Source organism: Rhodococcus sp. IEGM 1408 (genome assembly GCF_033142235.1).
Lineage (GTDB): Bacteria > Actinomycetota > Actinomycetes > Mycobacteriales > Mycobacteriaceae > Dietzia.
The window spans coordinates 12,213-36,011 of record NZ_JAWLRW010000016.1 but is presented as its reverse complement, the minus strand read 5'-3'; the positions used below and the strand labels follow the sequence as shown (position 1 = coordinate 36,011).

The following is a 23,799-nucleotide window of genomic DNA, read 5'->3' as shown; positions in this document are numbered from 1 at the left end:
CGAGCAGAGCTACTACGCCGCTCTCAGCCGAGAGCTTCAACCCACATAGGAGCGGCGGGAAACCTGGGGCAGTTCAGGTCGTCGAGATCTCGGAGGGCGCGCTCCGCCCGGCTGAGCGTCACGGATCGTTGCGATTCACCGCGGTTCTGAGGAGCCATTGGGACCACCCGCCTTCTGGCTGAAAACTCTAGATCGCTCGGGCGGCTACGGCGAGCCCCAACTCGGACGGGATGCGCTGGCACTCTTTCGGGCGCGTGCTGAATGCACGGATTCACCCGGCTTGCGCTGCGGGCTGCCTCTCCTCAGTCGCGCGTGCTCGCGGAATCCGGTGCAGGCGGGCGACCCCGCAGCCGGGTGCCGGTCTTGGTATAGATCCGGTTGAGGTGCCCCTCGACGGTGCGCTTGGACAGGTGCAGTTCAGCAGCGATCTCGGCGTTGGTCAGTCCCTGCCCGACCAACTCGGCGATCTGGGCTTCACGGCGGGTCAGCGAGACCCCCGGCGGGACCGAACCGGCGGCGCCGCCGAGGCTGGTGAGCCCGGCCAGGGGCCCACTGATCTCGGTGGTGGCGAGCATCCGCTCGGCCAACGTGTGGGGCTGTGACCCCGGCGTGGCCAGGGTGCGGGCGCGGTCGGCGGCCACCGCGGCCACCATGAGCAGGCCGCATGCCCGAGCCCGGCCGGCCACGTCCAGTAATCGCCGCGGGTTCTTGGCCAGCTGCGCAGCCGCCAGGTCCCGGACCAGCACGAGCACATCCCCACTGACGTCCAGCTCGGCCACGCTCCGACAGATGTCGAGGTCGGCCATGAGGACGCCGGCCAGTGCCGCGCGGACGGCGGCACCGTGGAGTCCGTCGTCGACGAGTGACTGATGGACCCTGCACGCCTCACCGGGTTCGCCCAGGCAGAACAGCACCCCGGCTTCCGCGGCGCGGATCTCCGGCCCCACGGGCGAGTTCGTATACCCGGGGATGGCGCGCAGCCGTTGCAGCTGCTCGCGGGCGATCGCCGTGCGCCCCGAGAGCGCCGCGGCGAGGGCATACAGGGAGATCCCGCGGGGCAGGAAGTCCTCGGGGCCGTCGATCTCCAGGGTGTCGACGGCGTCGGTGGCGGCGATCAGGGCGGCCGGCAGGTCGCCGGCGGCCAGGCAGATCTCCGCGTCGGCGACCCGGCGCATGCCGTGGTCGATGCGGACGGAGTCGTCCTGCTCCACAGCCACGAAGGGCGCGAGCTCGGCCAGCAGGGCATTGACCCCGTAGCCGTGCAGGACAACCGACAGCAACGCCGAGAGGTATTCCTCGGACGCCCAGGTCTGGCGGCCCATCGTCCGGGCCCGGCGGGCCACGCGCCGCAGGACGGTGAGGGCGGCGTCGGGGTGTCCGAGGGAGTCCAGGGCGAGGGCGTGGTTGGCCGCGAGTCGTCGTGCCCACTCCGCCGGGAGGGGTGGGGGGACGGCCGCGGGTGAGGTGAGAGGCGCGGGCGAGGTGAGCTCTGTGTACGCCCGGGCCGCGTCGCGGTACCGCCCGGAGTAGGTCAGGTGCACCACGGTCAGCGCGTCCAGCACCGCGTGGGCGGAGTGGCCCGGCGGGAGCATCCGATGCGCGTCCTCGATCATCGGCATCGAGTTGTCGGGGTGCCGGTCGCAGTAGTGCGTGAGGTCTGCTCGTGCGGTCACGTTGTCGATCAACACCCGGACGAAGTCGTCCTCGTCGTCGTCGTCTCCCCGCGGTCCCGCGCCCACCTGGAGGAGATCCAGCGACCGCTCGAGCAGGGCGCAGGCCTCCGGCAGCCTGTCGAGCAGCCGCATGCACGAGCCCGCGATCAGAGCGAGCTCGGCCTCCTGCAGCCAGGTCATGTCCAGGTGGGTCCGCCGCGCGGTCTCGTACAGGTCGACGCCGGTGCGGTACTCGTGCTCGTCGAGCGCGGTGCGGGCAGCGGTCAGGACGGCGGCGGCATGGACGGCGGGGGTGTGAACCGTGCGGGAGTCGACGGCAAGGGGGTCGACGGCGAGAGCGTCGGCAAGGGGGTCGACGGCGAGGGGGCCGTGAGAGGACGGGTCGTCCAGAGATCGGTCGAGCGCCCACAGCACGAGGCGCGGATCAGGCGGCGTCCTGCCGGAACGGGCGAGCACCGCGGTGTAGACGGCCCGGCGCCGCCGACTGTCCGCGCCGGCCCGGAGTGCGGTGGCCAGGACCGGCGGTTGCACGGTGAGCATCTCGACGCCGTCCACCTGCCCCGCCATCAGGAGTCCCCGGGCGATGAGGTCGCTGACCACGGCGTCGCCGTGGATCCCCTCGAGGTCGGTGACGCTGATGCGGCGGGCGAGCGCGGCGGTGGTCATGGTGTCCGCGTCGGACGTGGTGCTGCCCATCCAGATTCGTGGGTCCACGATCACACTGTCGATCGCGGTGCCGGGGTCCACGGTCAGTTCCAGGCGGTCCCGCGTGCGGCGAACCATAGCGCGGGCCGCCAGGTTGTCAAAGGCAGCGCGGACGGCGGCCACGTTGCCATGGGAGCAGGCCCACAGGGCTTCGACCAGCCGCGACGAGGGCGGCGCGCCCTTGGCCGAGAAGATCAGCGCCTCCGTTTGGGCTCGGGTGAGGTTCCGCAGCGGCAGGCGGGTGGTGCGGGCGCTCACCTCGTCGCTGACCTGCGGCGGCAACGCCGCGCCAAGTCGGGCCGAGGCGACCAACACGGCCCCGTCGGGCGACGACCGGGGCGCTCCGCGCTGGGTGAGGCCGTCCGGGGGGATTCTGTCCACGTCGTCCCACACGGTGACGGCGACGCCTGCCGCGCGCAAACCTGCCGCGATGTCGCCGGCGCACTGGCTCGCTCCCGCGCCCGGCGGCCCCACCACCAGCACCCCGCGCCGGGTGTCGACGCACAACGCGACCGCGCGGGCCACGGTGTCAGAACGCAGGACCGCAGCGGTCTTCTTCCATGCGGTCACCAGTTGGCACTCCAGTCCGGCCTGTTAGCGAAACTAATAATTAGGTGTGTCGCACTCTATACGCGCGCGTATCCGGCGGTAGACGATGAGCGGGTCTTGATCGCACCACCTCACCAGGGGCGGCCACCGACCCGAGAGGCTCCCATGACCCGACCATTGACCGTCACCATCGCGTCCTGGATCTGGATCTCCTGCGCCCTGTTCACCACGTTCACGATCTTCAGCATCCTCACGGCGACCGATCTGCTGGCCTTTGTCACGGGCCCGAGAGGCATCGGCCTGAGTAGCACCGAGGGGCACCTGGCCGCCGGCGAGGCGATCGGCCGACCGGGATGGCTGCTCGCGACCGGACTGTTCGTGGCCATGATCGTGCAGCTGGTGGCCGCGGTGAAGCTCCGTGACGGTGCGCGGTGGAGTCGGACGGCGCTCTCGATCGCCGTGGCGTTCTCGGTGCTGGCCGTGATGTACGACATGACCTTGTGGACGGCATGGTTGCTGGTGGTTGCCAACGCCGTGGCGGTTGCGCTGGCCGAGAGCGACAGTGCGCTGGACTACCTGGAGGCGCCGAAGCGGCGTCTGATCTCGGCATGACGGCCGGCAACAAGACGGGCGGCCAGCCCGACGGCGACTGGGCCCAGCTGGCCGGGCGCGAGCTCCCCACCTGGTACGACGACGTCAAGCTGGGTGTCTTCGTGCACTGGGGCCCGTATTCGGTCCCTCGGTGGGCGCCGCGGGTGCCCGATATCCAGGAGTTGCTCCGGGAGGGCGGTCCGCGACGGATGCTGCGCGAGAACCCGTATTCCGAGTGGTACCTGAACACCATGACGATCCGCGGCAGCCCCACCCGGGAACACCACGCCCGGACGTACGGGCCCGATTACAGCTATCACCGCTTCTCCGAGGAGTTCACCCGCCAGGCGGATACCGCGAACGTGGACCTGATCGCCGAGCTGGCCGCCGCCTCGGGCGCCGGGTACGTGGTCCTGACCACCAAGCACCACGACGGTTACACCCTGTGGCCGTCCGCGCATCCGCATCCGGTGCTGGGCCGCTACGGCGCACAAAGGGATCTGGTGGGCGCGCTGGGTGCGGCCGCGCGGGCCCGCGGCATGCGGACCGGCCTGTACTACTCGGGCGGCTACGACTGGCCGTTCAACAACGCGACGCTGACCGGACCTGCGGACATGCTGCTGGCCATACCGGACGATCCCGCCTACGCCGCCTACGCGGAGAACCACGTCCGCGAGCTGATCGAGCGCTACCAGCCGTCGGTGCTGTGGAACGACATCGGCTGGCCGGCCTCCACCGATCTGGCCGCCCTGTTTGCCTCCTATTACGCAGCGGTGCCCGAGGGCGTGGTCAACGACCGCTGGGCGCAGACGGATCTGCAGCGGGGCGGGGCGGCGGAGGCGGCGCTGAGAGGGCTGGGCGGGCTGGCGCAGCTGGCGTGGAAGCTGCTCCCCGCCGGCAGCCGCGAACTGACCTTTCCGGCCTCGCCGCACCACGACTTCACCACTCCCGAGTACGCGCGATACGAGGAGGTAGTGGACAAGAAGTGGGAGACCACCCGCGGGGTCGGGCATTCCTTTGCGGCCAACCGCAACGAGGACCCGGCGGACATCGTCGCCGCCCATGAGCTCGTGCACATGCTGATCGACGTGGTGAGCAAGAACGGCAACCTGCTCATCGGGGTCGGCCCGCTTCCCGACGGCTCCGTCCCGCCAGAGCAGCAGGAACCCCTGCGCGCGCTGGGCCGCTGGCTGCACGAGAACGGGTCCGCGATCCGCGGGAGCCGCCCCTGGGAGATGCCCTCGGGCACCGCGGGCGACGGCACCGCGGTGCGCTTCACCCGCACCGGCGCCGACGTCAACGTGATCACCCTGGGCACTCCCACGACCAGCGAGTTGGTGCTGCCCGGCCTGACCGCGGGGCCGGGCGTGACCGCGCTGCTGGTGTCCGGTGGGCACTCGCTGCAGATCGACGACCACGGCGACGGCGTCCGCGTGCAACTGCCCGGACGGTTGCCGGTCTCGCCGGCGCACGTGGTCCGCCTGAGCGGGGACGTGCGGCGGGCCGGTCAGTGAGACGCGGCCGGGTGGCCACCGTGCCGCGGGCGGCTGCACGGGAAGCACTCGAACCCGGCCACCCCGCCCACCACCCCGGGTAACGTCCGACAGCATGCAGCCCGCGCCTGACCAGGCATCCGAGACCTCCCCCGCCCAGCCTGAGGTCATTCTCGAGCGACATGACCAGGTCGCCGTGATCCGGCTCAACCGCCCGGACCGGCTCAACGCCGTGACCACACAGAACCTCCTCGACATCATCGCCGCCCTCGATGCCTGCGACGCCGACGACGACATCCGCGCGGTCGTCCTCACCGGCACCGGGCGGGCGTTCTGCGCAGGGGCCGACATCTCGGGCGGCGGCGACACGTTCGCGATGGATCCCGACACGGACACCGGCACCGCCCCGCCCGACATGGGTGGCCTGGTCTCGCTGCGGCTCTTCCGGATGACCAAGCCGATCATCTCGGCGATCAACGGGTCGGCCGCGGGGGTCGGGGTGACCATGACCCTGCCGACGGACGTGCGCATCGCCGCGGACACCGCCAAGTTCGGGTTCGTCTTCACCCGCCGCGGGTTGGTGCCGGAGGCGTGTTCCTCGTGGTTCCTGCCCCGGGTGGTGGGCATCTCGTCGGCAATAGAGTGGACCGTGGGCGGCAGGACGATCCTCGCCGCGGAGGCCCTCGAGCGTGGGCTGGTGCGCGAACTGGTCCCGGCCGACCAGGTCGTGACCCGCGCCATCGAGATCGCCCGCGAGATGACGCTCGGCACGGCGCCGGTGTCGGCGGCGCTGACCCGTCAGCTGATGTGGCGCATGCTCGGCGCGCCCGATCCCGAGGCGGCCCACCGCGCCGAGTCGATCGGCATCTACACCCGTGGCAAGTCCGCCGACATCCGCGAGGGCGTGGCCGCGTTCCTGGATAAGCGGGAACCGGACTTCCCGGACCGCGTCTCGGACGGTTTGCCCGACCTCTTCAGCTGACCTACCCCTACACCCGACCAGTTCCACCACGGATAGGACACCCACATGAGTGCTGTCGACCTCACCGGCCGCGTCGCGATTGTCACCGGATCGACCGCCGGCCTCGGCGCCCGGTTCGCCCACGTGCTGGCTGACGCGGGCGCCACCGTCGTCGTCACCGGGCGGCGTACCGAGCGGATCACGGAGGTCGTGCGGGCGATCACCGGACGCGGGGGTAAGGCGCACGGCGTCCGGCTCGACGTCGCCGATCCGGCGTCCATCGAGTCCTGCCTGACCCAGGTCACCGAGGAGCTCGGCGTCCCGCAGATCCTGATCAACAACGCCGGCATCCCCGACGCGCAACGCGCACACAAGATGACGCCGGAGCTCGTGGACGCCGTCCTGGACACCAACGTCCGAGGGCCGTGGCTCATGGCGACCGGGGTCGCCAGCCGGTTGATCGCGGCCGAGCTGCCCGGCCGGATCGTCAACATCTCCTCGATGGCCGCCTACCACTACGCCGGCAACGGGGCTGCGCTCTATTCGACCACCAAGGCAGCGGTCAGCCGGATGACCGAGGCTCTTGCCGTGGAGTGGTCGCGCAACTTCATCAACGTCAACGCCATCGCCCCAGGGGTCTTCGCCTCCGAGATGACCGACGGGATGCTCGCGCGGGTCGGTGACATCGCGCCCGGCTTCCCGCGCAAGCGGATCGGCCTCCCCGAGCAGCTCGATTCGACCCTGCTCTACCTCGTGTCCGACGCGTCAGAGGCGGTCACCGGGACCGTGGTCAAGATCGACGACGGGCAGCTCCCGCGCTGAGACCCCTCGGCGCGGGACCGGGGTGGAGAGACGCCGCGCGGACCGGACAAAGACCGCCCGCTGACCGGACGGTCACCTCTCGCACTTGGTCAGGTCCCTCTCCTGCAGCGGTTTCCCCTCGGGAGTTATGTAAGTCACCGTCAGCACCAGGTCTTCCGACCCCTCGTTGACTCCCTCGTGGACGTAGCGGGCAGCCTCGACAACCGAGTCGCCGGCGCGGTACACGTGAACCCCGCCGAGGTACGTGGCCGAGTAGTGGGTGAGCTCGCCCTTTTCCACCACCACGAAAAGCTGTCCGTGGTGGCAGTGTCTCCCGGTACCAGCCCCGGGCGCGACGGTGACCTTTCGATGTACCACCTGCACTCCGTCGGTGCCGCCGTCCACGTTCACCTCGAAGGGCTCGCTCTGCTGGCCTTCGGCGATGTCGAGCACGCGGACGGGTTCCGGCTCCGCCGCGGGAGGCGCGGCGGATTGCGAGCTGCACGCGGCGATTCCCAGCACGGCTCCGGCTGCCAGCGCCAGGCCGCCTCGGATCATTGGGTGCGTCATGGCGACTCCCCCGAATCCGCTCGGACTGACTTGATTCGACCAACTGGTCGCCACGCTAGTGCACGGCCGACCCCTGTGAAGGAATGATCACCAAAGGTGAGTGGAAGGAACGACAACGACGACGAGACCCCCGCAGGTCAGGCGTCGATCGTGTCCACCCACGCGCTGATCGCCCGGGCCAGATCCTCCGGCGCCTCCACGAGGAGCATGTGCCCGGTCTCGGCGATCTCCACGTAGGCCACGAGGGTGGTTCCAGCGCTGTTCGCCTTAGCCCAGCGGCGCTGCTCCGCGGTGGGCACCACCTGGTCGTGCGAGGCTCCGACGATCAGGACCGGGCAGGGCGCCTGCGCGGGGAACGTGCTGCGGTCCGGGCGGGCGCCCAGGGCCACCGAATGCGCGGCGTATCGCGCCGGCCCGTAGACCCGCGCCGCGCGCAGCCGCTCCTTCCTGACCTTTCGGTCGTGCCCGCGGTCGCCGAAGTACACCGCCTCCATGCCGTCGAGCGCGATCTCCTCATACGCCTCTGGGCTCAGGCCCGCGGCACGGTCGGCGCGCGCGGCCGCCGACTCCGGGTCCTCGGCGCCCACGGGCGCGGTGACCAGGACGAGTCCGGCCAGCAGGGACGGGTGTCGCTCGGCGAGGTGCATGGCCACCACGCCACCGAGGGAATGTCCGACGACAACACTGCCCGTGGCGATCTGCCGGGCCACCTCGTCGACGAGCGCGTCGAGGTCGGGCACGGCCGGCAGGTCCAGGGCCGTGGCGGGCAGGTGATCCGGCAGGGCGCGAAGAACGGGGGCCCACGTCCGCGCGTCGCCGTGCAGGCCGGGGAGAAAGACCAATCTCGTCATGGCGCGACCCTACGCCCGACCGCCGCCCTCATCCGCCCAACAAAGCGGGGCGACCACGAGTCGCCTGCCCCAATCGCTCTGCACGGCGGCCGTGGCTTCTTCCCCCACCGCGATTGTCAGAACTTAATTCTGTAGCGTTGCTAATTGCAAGAATCCTCACATGGCTGCGCGGATACAATCCAGGACCCCGTTTAAGCGAGTAGTCGAGGTGTCTGCGGGAGTCGACATCTTCGCTACACCGCGCGATGTATGGAACTTGATCAGACCCGCTGAGAATGCGGTGCTCATCGAACCGTCAACGGTGAGAGCGTTCCGCGTCCCAGGCACCCCGAGTGGCGTCGGTGAACTGCAGGGATTCATAGTCCATGACGAGGGTCGAGAACGACTTGCGATGAACGAAGTTATGGAAGAAATTGAGGAGCGCTACAGCCTCGTTCGGGGGATAGGTACCGACGATGACTCACTGCGTCAGGCCTATCTTCTCCGAGATTCCGGCTCTGGAACCCGCCTCGAATCTCGACTCACATTCACGATCCCAGCGGCGCTCAGCGAGCGTACTGAAAGCTTGGTGGAAGAATCGCGGTACCGCCTTCACCAACAGCTGCACCGCATCAAGAGACTCGTCGAAGACGGCATTCACGCCACTTACGCGTGACCCTGTCACATTCCCGCAACCACGCACCGCGCGCCATTCGACCCGCGGGTACCGGCCGCCCCATCATGGCGGCCGGTACCCAACTCGGCACATCTCGATTCTGAACCAGGTGCGGTGCCGTCCCTCAGTCCTCCGACACCGAGACCTTGACCTCGATGTTGCCCTCCGTGGCCCGCGAGTACGGGCACATCTGGTGGGCGAGCTTGGCCAGTTCGTTGGCCTGCTCGGATTCGATGCCGGGGAGGATCACCTCGAGCTCGACGGCCAGGTCGATGCTCTCCTCACCGGAGCGCACCAGCGAGACCCGCGCGCCCACCGACGACCCGTCGATCTTGACCTTCTTGGTCCGGGCGGCGCTCTGTAGCGCCGAATGGAAGCACGCGGCGTAGCCGGCGGCGAACAACTGCTCCGGGTTGTTGCCCTCCCCCGACCCACCGAGCTCCGTGGGCGGGGCCATCTCCAGGTCCACGGCCTTGTCGGCGGTGGCGACGTGGCCGTCGCGGCCCCCGCCGGTGGACAAGGCTTCGACGGTGTACAGCGCATCGGTCATGAGTGCTCTCCTCTTTAGGTGCCGGTTCGGCCGCCACAGTAGTACCGCAGCCGCCGCGATGTCCTTGGCCGCGTCCCGGAACGGACCGACCATCAGTCATTCGGAACAATGTCCGGGATGGATGCGGCCGTCATCGCGTACGGCTGGATGGACTGACGACGACAACGTCGCTATGCCGACTATCTGGACACTTGCCCACCGTTGCCACCGCGCCGCGCCGCGCCGCGCCGGGCATGTTCGTGTAGATGGGGGGCTTGACCAACACGCGCCCGACTGATTCGGTTCCCAGCAACACCCGGACGAACAGCGCCGAGACCGCGTCGCGCCACGGGCTGACGACGCATAGGTGAAGGCGGGCCGAAACAGTGCTTCTGGTAGCCATAGGTCCCGCAGATGGGGTCGGATCGGCTCCGTCGACGACGCGACGCGAGATGGATTCCTGCTGGGTCAGGCCTCGAGACTCAGCGACATCGCCGACACGATCGAATCGGGAATCGGCTGTCGGAGTTCTTCACCGCTGGCGTCGGGCGAACTACCCCCCTCTCTGCCCATCACGACCTCGAACCACTTCCGCCGATCGTCCACCACCCGGAACATCTTCTCGTCGTGGGTGCCGGCCAGATAGGGCAGGTAGACAGTGATTCCGGTTCCACGCCGTTCCGCCAGCGATCCGATCCTCTCGATCCGACCGGTGCGTTGCTCAACGACCCCGGGGTTCCAGTCCAGATCGTGGTGGATGATCGTGTCGCAGTTCATGTGAAGGTCGATTCCTTCGCCCATCACGGAACTGGCGACCAAGATGTCCGGGACCGAGGGGGTGTTGAAGATGGATGTGAGGCGCACTCGATCCTCGAGGCCGGTGCCACCGTGCGCTCGCCGGACGGTGCGAAGGCTCGCCCGCCCGGAATGCGCGTGCCGCTCGGTGACGCTGCCGGACACGGTGTCGTCCGCAGCTGAGCCCAGGAGATCCTCGAGCAGTGACCTCCGCGCGTGGGCGAAACCAGGCTGGACGAGCCTGTTCGCGAACTCAATCCACCTCTCCATAAGGCTGTCGCCGCCGGGCCTGCGTTCGGTCAGTTCAGCGATCACATCCTCGGCAGTCATGTCGGGACCCAGCCTGGAGCAGCGCGAGAGGAACTCGTCGGTGCGCAGGTTCCGGATCGCGACATCGGCGATGTCCTCGGCCACCGATTCGTTCTGCGGCTCGCGGCCGACGTGGGCCCGCAGAGTGTCGAGTATGTGAGCGCGGATGACCTGGTAGCTCTGGTTGCTCCGCGCCTCCGTGTCGCTGGCGAGGAGTCGGCGCGCGAGGTTCTCGTACCTGCTGCGGATGGCGGCCTCGTCGCTGCGGTCGATGCCGAACTCGCGGGCGCCTCGGTCGAGGACATGCTCGGCGATGCGACGAGCGATCTCACTCTCCAGTCTCCCGCCGGTCTTCACGTACCAACAGAACACGACTGTCTTCTCGAAGGCTCTCCACTGGTCGAGAGCCCTGGTGGCCGTCGCGTCCACCTTGGGGTGTCGAGCTCTGATCTGGCCGCCGTCGAGGATCGCGGTCTCGATCTGTCGCCGGTACCAGGCTGATTGGTCGGCGGGATCGTGCCCTCTGACATCAGCTCCGCCGTCACGCTCGTCGTCGTCGGAGTCCCGGTCGCCGTCGCCCTCACCTATCCGTAGAAACGCAGCGAACGAGGAGGCGATCCCGTATGCGAAGTAGGGCCGGCTTGAGCCCCGTTCGGAGAGTGACTGCGCACGTGCGGCAAGCAGGAACGGCAGGCTCAACTCGTCTGGGACCTCGATGCCCCGGCAGTGCGTGCCACCGGGCCGGATGGCGTCGCCTTCGATCACCCGTCGGTTCCTGGGCCGTTCGTGTCGGATGACCCACCTCGCCAGCTCGGCGTGCATCGCCTGCCGCTTGGTCACCGACAGAGTGGCCGCCGCCCAGGCGGCGGCCGCAGTGGCGGAAAGTGTGTCCGGGGGATCGATCGTCTCCCAGGCTGCCAGCTCCCGGCCCGCGCCATCATCGAGTCGGGACCAGGTGTCGTCGAACATCCGAGCCGCTGTCTGCGCCTCGGACATCACCGTGTCGAGCCGGGTGAGCAGGGTCTCGAGGCTCTCCGCCCGCTCGATGCCATGGGCGCTCGCTGCCGTCATCCTGCGGAGCACGCGGACGAACTCGTCGTTTCCGAGCGCAAACGGAGTCGCGGTCAGCAGCAGCATGCGGTCCGCGACGCCGTGGAGGATCCCCCGCCCGGTCTGCGACTCCGGCGAACCGAAGAGCTGGGCGAGCCTGGTCCAGTCGTTCTTGGCGGCGTGTGCCTCATCGAGGACCAGCAAAGGGAACCGTGCGCTCGTCCCCCCGAGCACCTCCCGCATGAAGCCGGTCGTGATCGTTGCCAGCTCTGCTCGAGAGGCGACCAGCCGGTCCCCCAGACTGCGCGTGTCAGCCACTCGGCGCCGCGGAATGCCGTCCAGGCAATCCAGCACGTCCGAGAAGTCGTACCCCGCCAACGTCTTGATGACGTCGGCGGGAACCGGGTCGTCGCCGAGGTCGACGCCCGTGAGGTCCCGCCACACGTCCTGCCACGTCTCGGGGCTGTGGGACAGGAGTTCGAGGACCCTGTCCGTCGAGTAGCTCCTGTCCTCGATGAGGCCGCGGTGCTCGCCGCACCACTTCGCGTAGATACGCCGGAAGTACAGATCGTTCTCGGTGGGATGGTTCCCGCCGGTCGCCGCCCACACCAGAGCGAGCTGGATGTGATGGTTCACCGTGAGCCTGGACAGGGCGGTGTGGGTGACCACCAGCAGGTCGGCCCGTCGGGAGTCGGGATCGTCGATCGCTTTGAGGAAATCGTCCGCCTTGGTGATGGGCGCCCTCGGGCCGCGCAGACCCACCTCCGGGCCGAGATAGGTCTCGTGGAATCTGGCCCACTCCCCCACCCACTTGTCGGCGACGTTCGGTGGGACCACTATCGCGACCTGACGCGAGCGGAGGGTGGTCCACGACGGCGGACTGAGCAGTATCGATGCAGCCACGGCACATGCGACGTAGGTCTTGCCCATCCCCACCTGGTCGGCCAGAACCACGCCTTCCTGCTGGTGAAGGCGGTTCAGGATCTCGTCCGCTGTCTTCAGCTGTCGCTGCCAGCTGTCCTGGAACTGCGGTGAGGGGGCGTCCCGACGAATGCCCTGCGTTACGTGGCGATACATGACTCTGCCCTCTCGAACGCTCGCGATTGGTAGTCCCGGAAGCTCTCGGGCAGGTTCGTCAATGTGCTGGCAGAGGCACGCATGTCCCCCAATGCGTCCGCGAGCACGCCCCACGTTTCGGTGTCACCTTCGTCGATCAGCTCTTCCCACGGAACGCGGCTGCAGACGAGCGCGATCTCCGCGATGGTGAAGGCGGCTTCGGACACCGGGACCGCTCCGCTACCCACATCCCGCAGCAGGTGGCTGATCAGTCCGACGGGCCCGAGGGTGGAGAAGAGACGACGCCGGAGATGATCCGGATCGTTGAAGTGGATGAGGGGGGCGGACAGCCTCTTCTCGAGTCCGTCCAGTGCGGTCGCCAGTGCCCTGCCTCGGCGGAGGAGATAGCTGGGATCGTCGTGGAGCGCCAGGAGATCGATCCGTTGCGGATCAGCGGTGGCGGCCTCGTTCTCCGCCAGCAGCTCTGCCACGGCCTCGGACAGCGAACGCCCCCGGCTGAGCGCGGAGAAGAGGACGGAAGCAGGCAATCGGGAGACGTCAGGCGACGGGGGAAGTGCCGAAAGGTCGTCTACGACGACAGCCCATACCGCCGAGGCCGCGCCGTCGACCTCCTCGCTTGAGTTGCGTCGCCTCTCCCACTCCACGTCGACCGCAGTGGGTAGGTCCGAGGACTCGAGCGACACCTCCCACTTCCCCGGCCGGCCCGCGTTCCGCCACTGCCGCGCGTCGTAGAGGACCACTCCACGCACGCGGATCGTCCAGGTGTCTAGTCCGCGGATGAGTGCGGCGTCGACCTCAAATCGGAGAACCCAGCTATCCGTCGATGCCGAGGTGCGGACCGCGCGGCAGATCCTGAACCCGGTGGGGAGAGGAACAGCGGCGTCCTCGTCCTCGTCGCGGAGCTGATCTGCGGTGCAGGACTCCACCTCGGGCCCGATCGACTCACCGCCTCGGGACAGCGCGAGCAACGCCCGGGATTCTTGGGAGCCCGCCGGCGCACAGACCCAGACGTTCATCTCCCTGTGGCCCGGGGATTTGTCGGTGGCTCCGATGCCCAGTCCCTTTGCGGTGTGGTTGGAACTGCCCACCAGGACCGCGACCCCGTCTCGGCTCTCAGCCAAGAGTGATTTGGCGTGCAGTCTCCGTTCGGTGTCGGCAACGTACAGTAGTCGCGTCCGGGCACGGTCGCGGAGGTGGCGCGGGACCGGGACGGTCCCGAAGTAGTCGAGCAGGGTCAGGACTTCGTGGGTACACGAATGGCGACCTCGCCTGGGCAGGATGGCCTCCACGATCGCCTGTGTGGCCCTCTCGTCGTCCATGTCGAAGTACGGCGAGACCTGGGCGAGGCGCTTGGGGCGCGCGAAGGATCTCCACACGTCCTCGAACCGTTCCAGGGGACGCCGCGGCGAGCGGCCGGCGTCGCTGGCCAAGGGGGACGAGGGGGCGAGGATCGTCCGGAGTCGCCGGCGGCCGAACGCCATCGGCACCTCCTCGATTCGGTCCCTGAAGAGTTCCAGCGACGCGTTGGCCCGGTCCCAGGCGGGCAGACCGGGGCCGTACCCCGGTATGAGATCCAGGTAGGACCTGAGTTCGTCGGCGAGTTCGGTGAGGTCGGGCCGGGCGAGCAGACAGTCGGGGCCGAGGTCGATCGGCAGCATCACTTCTACCTGCCTGCGGTAGCCGGCTGAGGTGAGGTTCGCGGACCCGATCAGGACTCGGGTCGAGTTTTCCCACATCATCACGGCCACCTTCGAGTGCATCAGTCCGTTCGGTACCGAGCACGGGAGCAGATCCCAGCGCAGGGTGGACCGGGCTTGGACCGAACTCCGGTCGGCGAGCACCGTCACCGTCACTGTTCCCAGAAGATCTTCGAGCTCGATCCGCGCCACGATGTCGTCGACCGTCCGCGATGTCCCGCCGTCGGGGGACTCATCCACCCCGGTGACCGACAAGAACCTGGAAAGGCAGTCCCGATCGACGAAGTCCGCCTCAAGGGCGAACGTCGCCGCGAACACCGCGATGGGCGCACCTGCTCCGGGCGGTGGCTGCCAGTGGTCGAGCAGTACTTTCCCCTCCACCGGCTTCATCGGGTTCCCTCGACAAAGGAGTAAAGCGTCGACAGTCGGTACGGATGCATCCACCCGTCGACGTCACGTGGCTCGGGTTGTTCCCGGTAGAGCTGGCGGGGCACCCAGCCTTCCTCGAGGTCCGTGATCCACGGCGACTTCCCCTTTGCCTGCTGAACGGCCAGGTGCCTGTTGACGAGCCCGTCAAAGAACTGGACCGGGCCCGTCGCCTCGCGCACGGGAGCGACGAGCTCGGCTACGCGTTCACTGAGTTCTGTTCCGATCTGGTCGATGGCAGCGACGGCGGCGATCGCCTCGTCGGCACAACGCCGGATCGACGACGCTCCGTCCCTCAGCAACTCGTCCGTCGCGATCGCCTCGGGGGTGATCAACCGGAAGGTCGACAGGGTTGATCGGAAGCAGTTGTCCATCGTCACGGCCAGCCGCTCGAACCGGGTCACGGCATCGAGCACGCGTGCGAGCTCGTCGCTGGCCCCGGGCCGTATGGCCTCGGCCACGCTTCTATCGGGAGCGCCGTCGGTCGTGGCGGGGAGCTGATCGATCAACTCCACCGCTTCCTTCCTCAAGACGTGGCTCGTCTCGAACAGCTGCGCCCTGAGGAGCGCCCGGACGCGTGGTCCCTCCCCTACCGTGGAGACGATCTGGGCGAGTTCCTTGGCTCTGGCGGTGTGTTTCTCGACGCGCGATTCCCCCGCTCGCAGGCTCGATTCGACCGAAATTGCGATCCATCTGCGCAGCTGCCCTCCCTCTGTGGAGAGGTCATAGTGCAGAAATCCGTAGAGGTCTCGATCTTGCTCCCACGCCTCCACCAGATCCCGAGCAGCTTCGCCGGGGTCACCGTGGGTGTCGAGCACCCCGGTGTCCACGCAGTACGGGCGGTACACACCGGTGAAGCCGAACACCCGCGGGCCCCGCAGGTACGTCGTCGGAGACAGTCGGCCACCGCCCGCCAGTGCACGCGCAGTCTTCGAACTTCCGGGGAACGGGATCAACTTAAGCTCGTCCCGCTGGTGGCGAACCATGGACTCCAGCACGTTCCATTCGAGGACTATGTCCGCCCTCGTGGTCCCATCTGTGCTCCGCAGTTGGCTGAACTCCTGGACGACGACCGCGGAGAGCGCGATGCGCGCCACGAAATGCGGGTCGCGCATGCGGGCTCGGACTCCCGGCGCCAGGTGATCAGCGATCCGATCCGCTATCGATCCCATTCCCAGCGGATCGAGGCTGCCCTCGCCGGTGATCTCGGGATCCCACTTGGACAGGGTCGGCAGTTGTTCGAGCACACTCACGTTGGAGCCACCGTTCGGGTCGTTCGCTGCGTTCGTCTTATCTTGGCTTGAGGGCATCTGTCGATACCGCCCTTGCGCCGAACATCGAGAACGACGTCCGGCCCATGTCTCACCGCGTCCTGCGGGGCGGCTGGCTGGCCAGGCCCACCTCGAACTACTCGATCTCGACCCCGTTCTCGTGACCGATCTCGACACCGTTTTCGTGGTCAGGGACCACCGCGCTACTCAATGCCGCGAACTTTGCCGTCATTGTCGGGTTGCCGCGGGTGAGTTTCTTGATGGACATATTGCTGGCCTTGTCGTTTGCCAACCGCAGGTTCCGCTCGGACCCCAGCAGCTCGTCCTTGACCTTGTGTAGCCGGACGATCGCCTTGTCGATCTCCTCGATCGCACTGTGGAACTTCCTGCTCGCGAGGTCGTAGTTCCTGCCGAACTGCGTTTTGAAGGTCTCGAGTTCCTCCTCGAAACCGGTGATGTCGACGTTCTGGGCCTTGACCAGCTCGAGCTGTGACTTGTACTCGAGCGCGTTCATGGAGACGTTCCGCAGGAGCGTGATGATCTGCAGAAAAAACTGCGGGCGGACCACGTACATCTTCGGGTAGCGGTGGGAGACGTCCATGATCCCGACGTTGTAAAGCTCGCTGTCCGGCTCGAGCATCGAGACGAGCACCGCGTACTCGCACCCCTTGTCGTTCCGGTCCTTGTCGAGCTTCTTGAAGAAGTCCTCGTTCTTCTGCCTCGTGGCCGAGGTGTCGGACTCGTTCTTCATCTCGAACATGATCGACACCACCTCGACCCCGTTCTCGTCGGTGTCGCGGAAGACGAAGTCGCCCTTGGTGCCGGAGCTGGTGTCGTTGTCCTTCTCGAAGTACGCCCGGGGAAACGCCGCGGCGCGGATCTGGTTGAACTCGGTCTCGCAGTGCTGCTCCAGGGTCTCTCCGAGCATCTTGGTGGACAGCCGGGCCTTGAGGTCCCGGAGTCGCTCGATCGCGTCGTCGCGATCCTTGATCTGCGTCTCGTACTTCTCCTTGAGCGATTTCTCGACCAGTTGCTTCTCCAGGGTCGCCCGCTCCAGGTCGTGCTTGAGGTTGTCCCGCTCCTTCTCCACCTGCCCCACGGCGTGGGTCACCGCGAGCTCCCTGGCAACGCCGTCCGCTTCGAGCTTGGCTTTGAGCTCCTGGATCTCCGCGTCCTTGGCGGCTACTGACTGCTGCAGCGCGCCGGCCGCCTTGGATTCCGCCAGCTCCAGCTCGGCTTTCTTGGCCGCCGACGCCTTCTCGAGCTGGTTCGCCAACGCGTCGCGTTCCTTCTCCACCGTGGCGAGTGCCTCTCTCACCGCGAGCTGCCGGGCCACCTCCCCAGCCTTCAACTTGGCCTGGAGCTCGTGGATCTCGGCGTCCTTTGCTGCCGCGGCCTTCTGCAGCTCGCCCGCGGCTCGAGCCTCGGCGAGCTCCACGGCCTTGGCCTTCTCGTCTGCGGCGAGCGCGAGGCGCTCCTGGAGCTCGTGGTCGAACTCCGCGGTACGGACCTGGCGGACGATCTCGGCGTAACCCGCCTCGTCAACGGTAAACGCCTTGGCGCAATGCGGGCAGACGATCTCATGCACAGTGGAACTCCTTGAGGGCAGGACGGGAGTGCGAGGGGTTTACTCCGTTATCATGCCTGTGAACATAGGCAATGAAGATATTCTTCGCCAAACTGCCACGCCGTTGTCACCACGTCCCCCCATTAACGACGTCCCCGCCGTCGCCCTTGAGCTGGATGACCGTGGCCGGGTCGACGGGCGTGTGTGGCCCGTCGTCGTCGCCTAGCAGCGTGCCAACGGTCTTGACGCCGGCGAGGGTGCCGCTGGGGGCCAGGTTCTCGTGGTCGGCGTCGTAGTAGTCGAACCACGGCAGCTCGTGCGCGACGTAGGTCTCGCGGTCGACCGGGGTGGGCGGCGGGACCTCGCCGGTGATCGCCGTCCACTGAGACGCTGAGCAGAGGTGGACAAAGATGCGCCCTGACCGATTCTCGTCGTAGTCGGTCACGGCGCGGTCGTCGGCATACACCTCTTGCCGCATGCGTCCGCCGGCCCCGAAGCCCATGTCCGGTACGGAGCTCTGCAACAGCACCGGGTCGGCACAGTAGAGGTGAGGGCCGCCGGGTGGGGACTGCTCTACCTTCCACTCGCGCAGAGCGTCGTCGGTCAGTCCGACCGCACGCAGCTGTACACCTCCGTGCTCCTCGGAGCCGGTTACCTGCGCCTCGACGGTCGCCCCGAGCCCGAGTGGCACGGCCACGAACTGCCGGATGTAACCCTCGCCGGCGTTGATGCCGTCGAGCCACGGCTGGTCGGGCAGGGCCGCATAGTTCTGCGGGTCCTGCGCCAGGGTCTCGTCCCAGGTCTCTCCGCTGATCGCGCACACCTTGCCCACGCCGACCTGCAACGCGGCGGGTTCGTCGCTGTCGAACGACAACCACATGGCCTCCCGCTGGTACAGCGGCATCATCACGCCGCCGCGGGCCAGCCAGTCCGCGGGCGCGGTGTCCGGGTAGTCCGCTACGCGGCGAAGCGGGAACCGCCCCAGCCCGGGCGGGAGCGGATGCAGGCCGTCCTCCGGGATTCGGAGGGTGCGCTGGAAGCTCACCTGCACGGGCCCGAGCTCGAGCTGGTCACCGTTCACCTTGATCGCCAACGCCTTGGACATGTGGCCTCCTTCGTCACCACGTTTGTACTACCCGGGTCCGACACACTAGGCCCGCCGCGGTCGGCCGAGCGACCTCACCGAGACGGCTGACATATCGCCGATTCGCCGACTTGGACGTGAACGTCTCTCTACCCTCCACTCATGAGCCGAGGCGCATCTCTCCTGCGAGTCACGATCGTCTACGTCATCGCCATCGCCGCGGGTCTGGCGTGGCTTCTGTGGGGACCCGCCACCGACCACCTGTGGCTGGACGGTCTGCTCGCCGACCTGATTGCGACGCTGGTGGTCTTCGCGGGAAGCCGGATCTTCCGCAACTCCAGCGTGTACGACGCCTACTGGTCGGTGATCCCCCCGCTGCTCGCGTTCTACTGGTGGGTGGCGGCCGACGCGGGCGTCAACGACGTGCGCTGGTGGCTGATGATGATCGTGCTCTTGGCGTGGGCGATCCGCCTGACGGCCAACTGGATCCGCACCTTCCCCGGAATGCACCACGAGGACTGGCGGTACCCGTTGGTCCGCGAGCGGGCCGGGCGCTTCGGGGTCGTCGCGGACCTGATGGGCATCCACGTCTTCCCCACGCTGGTGGTCTTTGCCGGGCTCATCCCCGTCTATGTGGTCGCGACCAGGGCCGGCGAGCCGCTCGGCTGGCTCGACTACCTCGCCTGTGCCGTCGGCATCGCGGCGCTGACCCTCGAGACGGTCGCCGACCTGCAGATGCACAGCTTCATCGCCACCAGGTCGCCGGGCCAGGTCATGCAGTCCGGCGTGTGGTCGTGGTCGCGGCACCCGAACTACTTTGGCGAGTGCGGCATCTGGCTCTCGATGGCGCTCTTCGGCCTCGCGGCCTACCCGGGCGCGTGGTGGGTGTTCGTCGGCGCCGCCGCCATGGTGACGATGTTCCTCGGCGTGAGCATCCCGATGATGGAGCAGCGGAGCCTGGAGCGGCGTCCCGAATACAGCCAGGTCGTGGCGCGGGTGTCGCGGTTCTTCCCGCGGCCGCCCAAGAAGGGCTCGCTCCAGACGACCCGCGCGTGACCCCTCCCCGCATCGTCGTCGCGGGGCTCGGCGACTCCGGAGTCCTTACGGCCATCGCGCTGCGCGGGAACGGCGACGTCGTGGGAATCACCGCCAAGCCGGAGTTCGTCAGCGGCCAGGAGCTCGGTCTCAGGCTGGCCCGGCCTGAGGCGTGGGCACGTGACTACCGCATCGCCTACAGCCGGTTCCGCGGTCTGGATCACGCGCGCATCGTGCACGGCAGCGCCACCGCCGTGGACACCCGGGCCCGCACCGTGCGCGTGACCCGCGGCGACGGCATTCTCACCGTGGAACCGTACGACGTCCTCGTCGTCGCCACCGGGGTGACCAACGGATTCTGGCGCCACCCCGCCCTCCAGGACACCGAGGCCGTCGACGCCGACCTCAATGGCGCTCACCAGCGCATCGAGGAAGCGACGCGGGTCGTGATCATCGGCGGCGGCGCGGCGGCCTTGAGTTCGGCAGCGCAGGTGGCCGAACGCTGGCCCACCAAGCAGGTGGACGTCTACTTCCCTGGCGAGCGGGCACTCCCCCACCACCATCACCGGGTCTGGCAGCAGGTGCGAGCGAGATTGGACGGGCTCGGCGTCGGCCTGCAGCCGGGTCACCGCGCAGTACTCCCGCCCGAGAACGCCGATGCCGAGGCCGGGCAGCTCACCGGCGCACCGGTCACCTGGTCGACGGGCCAACCGCCGACCACAGCCGACGTGGTGCTCTGGGCGATCGGCCGCGTCACGCCCAACACCGCGTGGCTGCCGGACGAGATGCTCGACGCCAGAGGGTTTGTCAGCGTGCGCTCGACGCTGCAGGTCAACGGACACGACGCCGTCTTTGCGGTGGGCGATGTCGCCGCCACCGACCCGCTGCGCACCTCCGCCCGCAACCGCGGCCACGCCCTGGTTGCACGGAACATCCGCGCGCACCTCGCCGGCGCGCCTCTGCGCGACTACCGGCCGCCGTCCCACCGCTGGGGCTCGGTGCTCGGCCCGCAGCGTGACGGACTGGTCGTGTTCGCGCCGACCGGCCACGGCGTCCGCGTCCCAGCCCGCGCCAACGACGTCCTGCTCCAACGCCTCATCACTCGCCAGGGGATCTACGGCGGTGTGCGGGGGCTCAGTTCTGCCGCCGGTCGAGTGGGACGACGGTGGGGGTTCCGGTGACGGCCTCCGCAACGATCAGGCCCGCGACGGCGACCGACCAGCCCCTCCACGCCACTGCCTTCACTGAAGATTCGTTCGCCTCCACCTTGCGCCACTCGCGCATGGCGATACCCAGTGATCGGCGGACCACCGCTGCGCTTCTGAGTGGACCTTCCGCGGGGGACGGTGGCTACACGGTTGAGGGTTCCATCCGGTATCTGAAAACCAACGTGATGTTCTGGTGTCTCGCCAGCCCCGCGCCTTCGTAGTGCGCCCGCCACGCTGCGTGAAGGGCACTGCTGCGACTACGGGCGCATGCGCGCCGGTCGACGGGCGGACGGCCGGTGCGACGGGTGGCTCGCTGGTAGTTGGCGTCGACGAACTCCCCATCTGCGTCCGGACGGAAAAGCGCTGACCTGTTGGAAACTAGCGATAGCCGCCACTGAGATTGATCTCAGCCCCGCCGATCAGCTTCTGCCGTTCGACCGGAGGGATCCCGTCAACAGTGTTCGACACAGTCAACCGGAAGAAATCAGAGTCTGACTTGATATCTGGGACCTCAAACGTGAACCCACACCAACCGCGGTCTAGCCAATTGTCTGGGTCTTTCGCCATTGACATCGAAGGTTGAAACTCGAGCGGGGTGGTCGCGAGAACCTTCCCCTCGGCGTCGGCGATCGTCAGTATCGAGGTCTCATCGATATCGCCTCCGGCACAGCTCGGCTCCCTTTCGTCTAGGCGCAAGTACTTCTCGACATCCGTTCCCGCAAAAATTGAGCTGCCGTCCGAAGGGTCGTACATGAACCCGGTGCTGTCTCGAATCATCCCCTTTGCAGTGAAACTCTTCTCTGAGGCTCCGGCGAAGGAGACCGCGACCATGCCGATGACTACGACCAGCAGCACAATGACAACGCTGAGCAGCACGGGGACTAGTGGGCCCTGCTTTAGGAGAGCACCACGGAAGCCCTGAGACGCGCGACTCGGTAACTGGTCTCCTTCAGCTTGCGTCGCGTCAGCTGCTCCGGAGCCTCCGCCATTGAAATCTGTCACCGCTTAGCCTTTCCAAGGCGGGTCGTCTCGTTCGAGATGACCCTTCGAGTCTGAATTACCGTCAAGATCACTCAGGGTACTTTAAGTCGAATTAGATGCGCTACTCCGAGGCGGAGTCAGTTCAATTCGACTACTGAACATGGGCGCGGGCAAGTCACGCGTGCGGGCGAACGCGCAACTCGATGCCGACACACTCCCGGCCAGACAACTCCAGCCCGCAGCGTTCGCGCAGTCCAGAGGAGTTACTTGGCTGGCGTCCCCTAAGTAGTGCCGGAAATTCGATCCCCTGCGCGCGCGACATAAGTTGAATCTGTCACGCAAAACCGAGGGCCCACCGCGCCGAGACAGGCGTGGCACACGCTGTACCCGCGTTTACCACTCGACGGCCGATGACCTCGCCCTTACCTCGCCTAGCCCGACTTTCGATGCGGCAGCCCTTTCGACGGGTTTCTCCTGAGCCATCCAGCGTCCGACTCGCACACCCAACCCCCTGTCAACCCGACCCGGCCGCCCACCACCCGCCATGACTGCTGTGGTTGCGACATTGTCGGCGGCGTCAGTATCGGGTTTCGTGTATGCGGCGTCGGGCAAGCCGATGTGGTCAACCGCTCCTTACCCACGATCGGCCTGGCCGCCGGCCTGACCCCTGGTGCCCCTCGAGCCGCCCCGCCGGTGAATTGCCGGAGACAACCACTGCGGCGGAATGCGCGCGCCCGCGCGGGTCACGACGCGCGAACGTCCGTTCCGGTCTGCGCAGCATCCTGCGCCGAGGAGGAACCCCGCCTCCGCCACAGGGCGAGTAGCGCGGCCAGGATCGCGCCACCGAACCCGAGGGCTATCCATGCTGCTGCCGAGAGCCCACCGGTGACGGCAACCGGCTCCCCCTCCCCTTGTTCCGGGAACGAGAGCTCCGCAGCGGCGGTCTCTTTGCCGTACCCGCTGTCCAGAGTCACCTCGGCCGACCACGGCCCGGCCGGGAACGAGCTACTACTGGGCACCTCGATGATCAACTCCCCACTGGATCCGGGGGGAATGGTCTTCCCGCCGGATTCGATGGCGGGCACAGAAAGCCCACCGGGCCCCTCGGTGAGATCGAGAGTCCCGGATACCTCAACGGCCCGGGCACCGGTGTTCTCCAGGATCGCTTTGATCGCTGCCGTGCCGTCGCCCAGCCTGATCGGCAGGAGGGATCCGATCGAAAAGCTTGGTCGAGGTCCGTCCCCCGACCCCACCGACAGGTACATGCGGATGCCGACGCGACTGACGGCTTGCACGGCGTCGGCGTTGTTCTCATCCACCTTCGTGGACATCCAGATCAGCGCATACTGCTCGACCTCGGGCGCGTCGGCGGGGACGTCGACGGAGACTGTCACCACTTCTTCCTGGCCCGGATCGAGAGTGACCTCCGTCTTGTCGAGTGAGGTCCACGTGGTCAACGCATTGGTAGCCCCTCGAGGCTCTGCCTGGTAACCCTCGTCATCGACGTGTGCCGCACCCACATAGAGTTCGAAGTTGGCGCGTTCGGACATGGTGCTCGACACGACGATCTGGCGCTCCATGCGCTTTCCCGGCGGTACGTTATCGATGATGTAGGTCGATGCCCGAGGGTTGTCGGCGAGATCAACTGGCACCTCGCCGATCCGGATGCCGAAACCGCCCGAGTTCTCCTGCGCCAGCGCCATACTGCCGGGAACAAGGAGGCCAAGAACTACGGCCACCAACAGTGCCGTGCTCGCTGACAGTACGCGACTCATCTTCAGGTTCCTCAGGCTTGGTTGAGCAGAAATAGCGGGGCCCACAATGTCGTGGGTCCCGCGACCTCAGAGTAAGGCGATCGAAAGTGGTCGCTCCCACCAATGGGTGGGAGCGCCCACAGCGCACACTCGGTTAGGCGAGGTTC

The 23,799-nt window shown here is 67.6% G+C and carries 18 protein-coding genes; 7 read left to right on the top strand and 11 right to left on the bottom strand.

Going from position 1 to position 23,799, the window contains the following annotated elements:
• Positions 1 to 302: 302 nt before the first annotated feature.
• Positions 303 to 2,948 carry a helix-turn-helix transcriptional regulator gene (locus R4P08_RS17465; RefSeq protein WP_317815146.1) on the bottom strand — a complete coding sequence of 882 codons (2,646 nt, stop codon included), beginning with the start codon at positions 2,946 to 2,948 and terminating at the stop codon, positions 303 to 305.
• A 144-nt stretch (positions 2,949 to 3,092) separates the two neighbouring features.
• Between R4P08_RS17465 and R4P08_RS17460 the strand changes: the two genes are divergently transcribed.
• The 4 genes from R4P08_RS17460 to R4P08_RS17445 all read left to right on the top strand — a co-directional run bounded on the left by R4P08_RS17460 (position 3,093) and on the right by R4P08_RS17445 (position 6,794).
• A complete protein-coding gene (locus R4P08_RS17460; RefSeq protein ID WP_317815145.1) occupies positions 3,093 to 3,539 on the top strand; it encodes a hypothetical protein in 447 nt (148 codons plus the stop codon).
• Positions 3,536 to 5,032, top strand: a complete 1,497-nt coding sequence (locus R4P08_RS17455) for an alpha-L-fucosidase (protein WP_317815144.1) — start codon at positions 3,536 to 3,538, stop codon at positions 5,030 to 5,032. Before R4P08_RS17460 ends, R4P08_RS17455 begins: the two co-directional genes overlap by 4 nt.
• A gap of 94 nt (positions 5,033 to 5,126) precedes the next feature.
• A complete protein-coding gene (locus R4P08_RS17450; protein ID WP_317815143.1) occupies positions 5,127 to 5,993 on the top strand; it encodes an enoyl-CoA hydratase-related protein in 867 nt (288 codons plus the stop codon).
• A 45-nt stretch (positions 5,994 to 6,038) separates the two neighbouring features.
• Complete coding sequence (locus tag R4P08_RS17445; protein ID WP_317815142.1) at positions 6,039 to 6,794, top strand: SDR family NAD(P)-dependent oxidoreductase; 756 nt, start codon at positions 6,039 to 6,041, stop codon at positions 6,792 to 6,794.
• A 72-nt stretch (positions 6,795 to 6,866) separates the two neighbouring features.
• Here the strand turns inward: R4P08_RS17445 and R4P08_RS17440 are convergent, their stop codons facing one another.
• A complete protein-coding gene (locus R4P08_RS17440) occupies positions 6,867 to 7,343 on the bottom strand; it encodes a cupin domain-containing protein (RefSeq protein ID WP_317815141.1) in 477 nt (158 codons plus the stop codon).
• A 137-nt stretch (positions 7,344 to 7,480) separates the two neighbouring features.
• The gene (locus R4P08_RS17435) at positions 7,481 to 8,194 is read right to left on the bottom strand and encodes an alpha/beta hydrolase (protein WP_317815140.1); all 714 of its coding nucleotides are present in this window, start codon (positions 8,192 to 8,194) and stop codon (positions 7,481 to 7,483) included.
• Positions 8,195 to 8,585: 391 nt separating this feature from the next.
• Here R4P08_RS17435 and R4P08_RS17430 point away from each other — a divergent pair, with 391 nt between their 5' ends.
• On the top strand, positions 8,586 to 8,849 hold the full coding sequence (locus R4P08_RS17430; RefSeq protein WP_317815139.1) for a hypothetical protein: 264 nt from the start codon (positions 8,586 to 8,588) through the stop codon (positions 8,847 to 8,849).
• 124 nt (positions 8,850 to 8,973) lie between these two features.
• On the opposite strand, the gene R4P08_RS17425 is transcribed toward R4P08_RS17430, so the two are convergent.
• The 6 genes from R4P08_RS17425 to R4P08_RS17400 form a co-directional block, all read right to left on the bottom strand.
• On the bottom strand, positions 8,974 to 9,399 hold the full coding sequence (locus tag R4P08_RS17425) for an organic hydroperoxide resistance protein (RefSeq protein ID WP_317815138.1): 426 nt from the start codon (positions 9,397 to 9,399) through the stop codon (positions 8,974 to 8,976).
• A gap of 447 nt (positions 9,400 to 9,846) precedes the next feature.
• Positions 9,847 to 12,609, bottom strand: coding sequence for a helicase-related protein (locus tag R4P08_RS17420; RefSeq protein ID WP_317815137.1), 2,763 nt, complete (start codon positions 12,607 to 12,609; stop codon positions 9,847 to 9,849).
• Positions 12,594 to 14,696 carry a hypothetical protein gene (locus tag R4P08_RS17415; protein WP_317815136.1) on the bottom strand — a complete coding sequence of 701 codons (2,103 nt, stop codon included), beginning with the start codon at positions 14,694 to 14,696 and terminating at the stop codon, positions 12,594 to 12,596. The genes R4P08_RS17420 and R4P08_RS17415 overlap by 16 nt, the downstream gene beginning before the upstream one ends.
• Positions 14,693 to 15,829, bottom strand: coding sequence for a hypothetical protein (locus R4P08_RS17410; protein ID WP_317815135.1), 1,137 nt, complete (start codon positions 15,827 to 15,829; stop codon positions 14,693 to 14,695). The genes R4P08_RS17415 and R4P08_RS17410 overlap by 4 nt, the downstream gene beginning before the upstream one ends.
• 310 nt (positions 15,830 to 16,139) lie before the next feature.
• Entirely contained in the window at positions 16,140 to 17,591 is a 1,452-nt protein-coding gene (locus R4P08_RS17405) for a DUF2130 domain-containing protein (protein WP_317815134.1), read from the bottom strand.
• A 106-nt stretch (positions 17,592 to 17,697) separates the two neighbouring features.
• Positions 17,698 to 18,675 (bottom strand): hypothetical protein, encoded by a 978-nt coding sequence (locus tag R4P08_RS17400; protein ID WP_317815133.1) that lies wholly within the window; start codon positions 18,673 to 18,675, stop codon positions 17,698 to 17,700.
• Positions 18,676 to 18,816: 141 nt separating this feature from the next.
• On the opposite strand from R4P08_RS17400, the gene R4P08_RS17395 reads away from it, so the two are divergent.
• Both R4P08_RS17395 and R4P08_RS17390 read left to right on the top strand, forming a co-directional pair.
• Entirely contained in the window at positions 18,817 to 19,710 is an 894-nt protein-coding gene (locus R4P08_RS17395; RefSeq protein ID WP_317815132.1) for a DUF1295 domain-containing protein, read from the top strand.
• A complete protein-coding gene (locus R4P08_RS17390) occupies positions 19,707 to 20,870 on the top strand; it encodes an FAD-dependent oxidoreductase (RefSeq protein ID WP_317815131.1) in 1,164 nt (387 codons plus the stop codon). Before R4P08_RS17395 ends, R4P08_RS17390 begins: the two co-directional genes overlap by 4 nt.
• Positions 20,871 to 21,275: 405 nt before the next feature.
• On the opposite strand, the gene R4P08_RS17385 is transcribed toward R4P08_RS17390, so the two are convergent.
• Together R4P08_RS17385 and R4P08_RS17380 are read right to left on the bottom strand one after the other, a co-directional pair.
• Positions 21,276 to 21,773, bottom strand: a complete 498-nt coding sequence (locus R4P08_RS17385; RefSeq protein WP_317815130.1) for a hypothetical protein — start codon at positions 21,771 to 21,773, stop codon at positions 21,276 to 21,278.
• Positions 21,774 to 22,621: 848 nt separating this feature from the next.
• A complete protein-coding gene (locus R4P08_RS17380; protein ID WP_317815129.1) occupies positions 22,622 to 23,653 on the bottom strand; it encodes a hypothetical protein in 1,032 nt (343 codons plus the stop codon).
• Positions 23,654 to 23,799 lie beyond the last annotated feature (146 nt).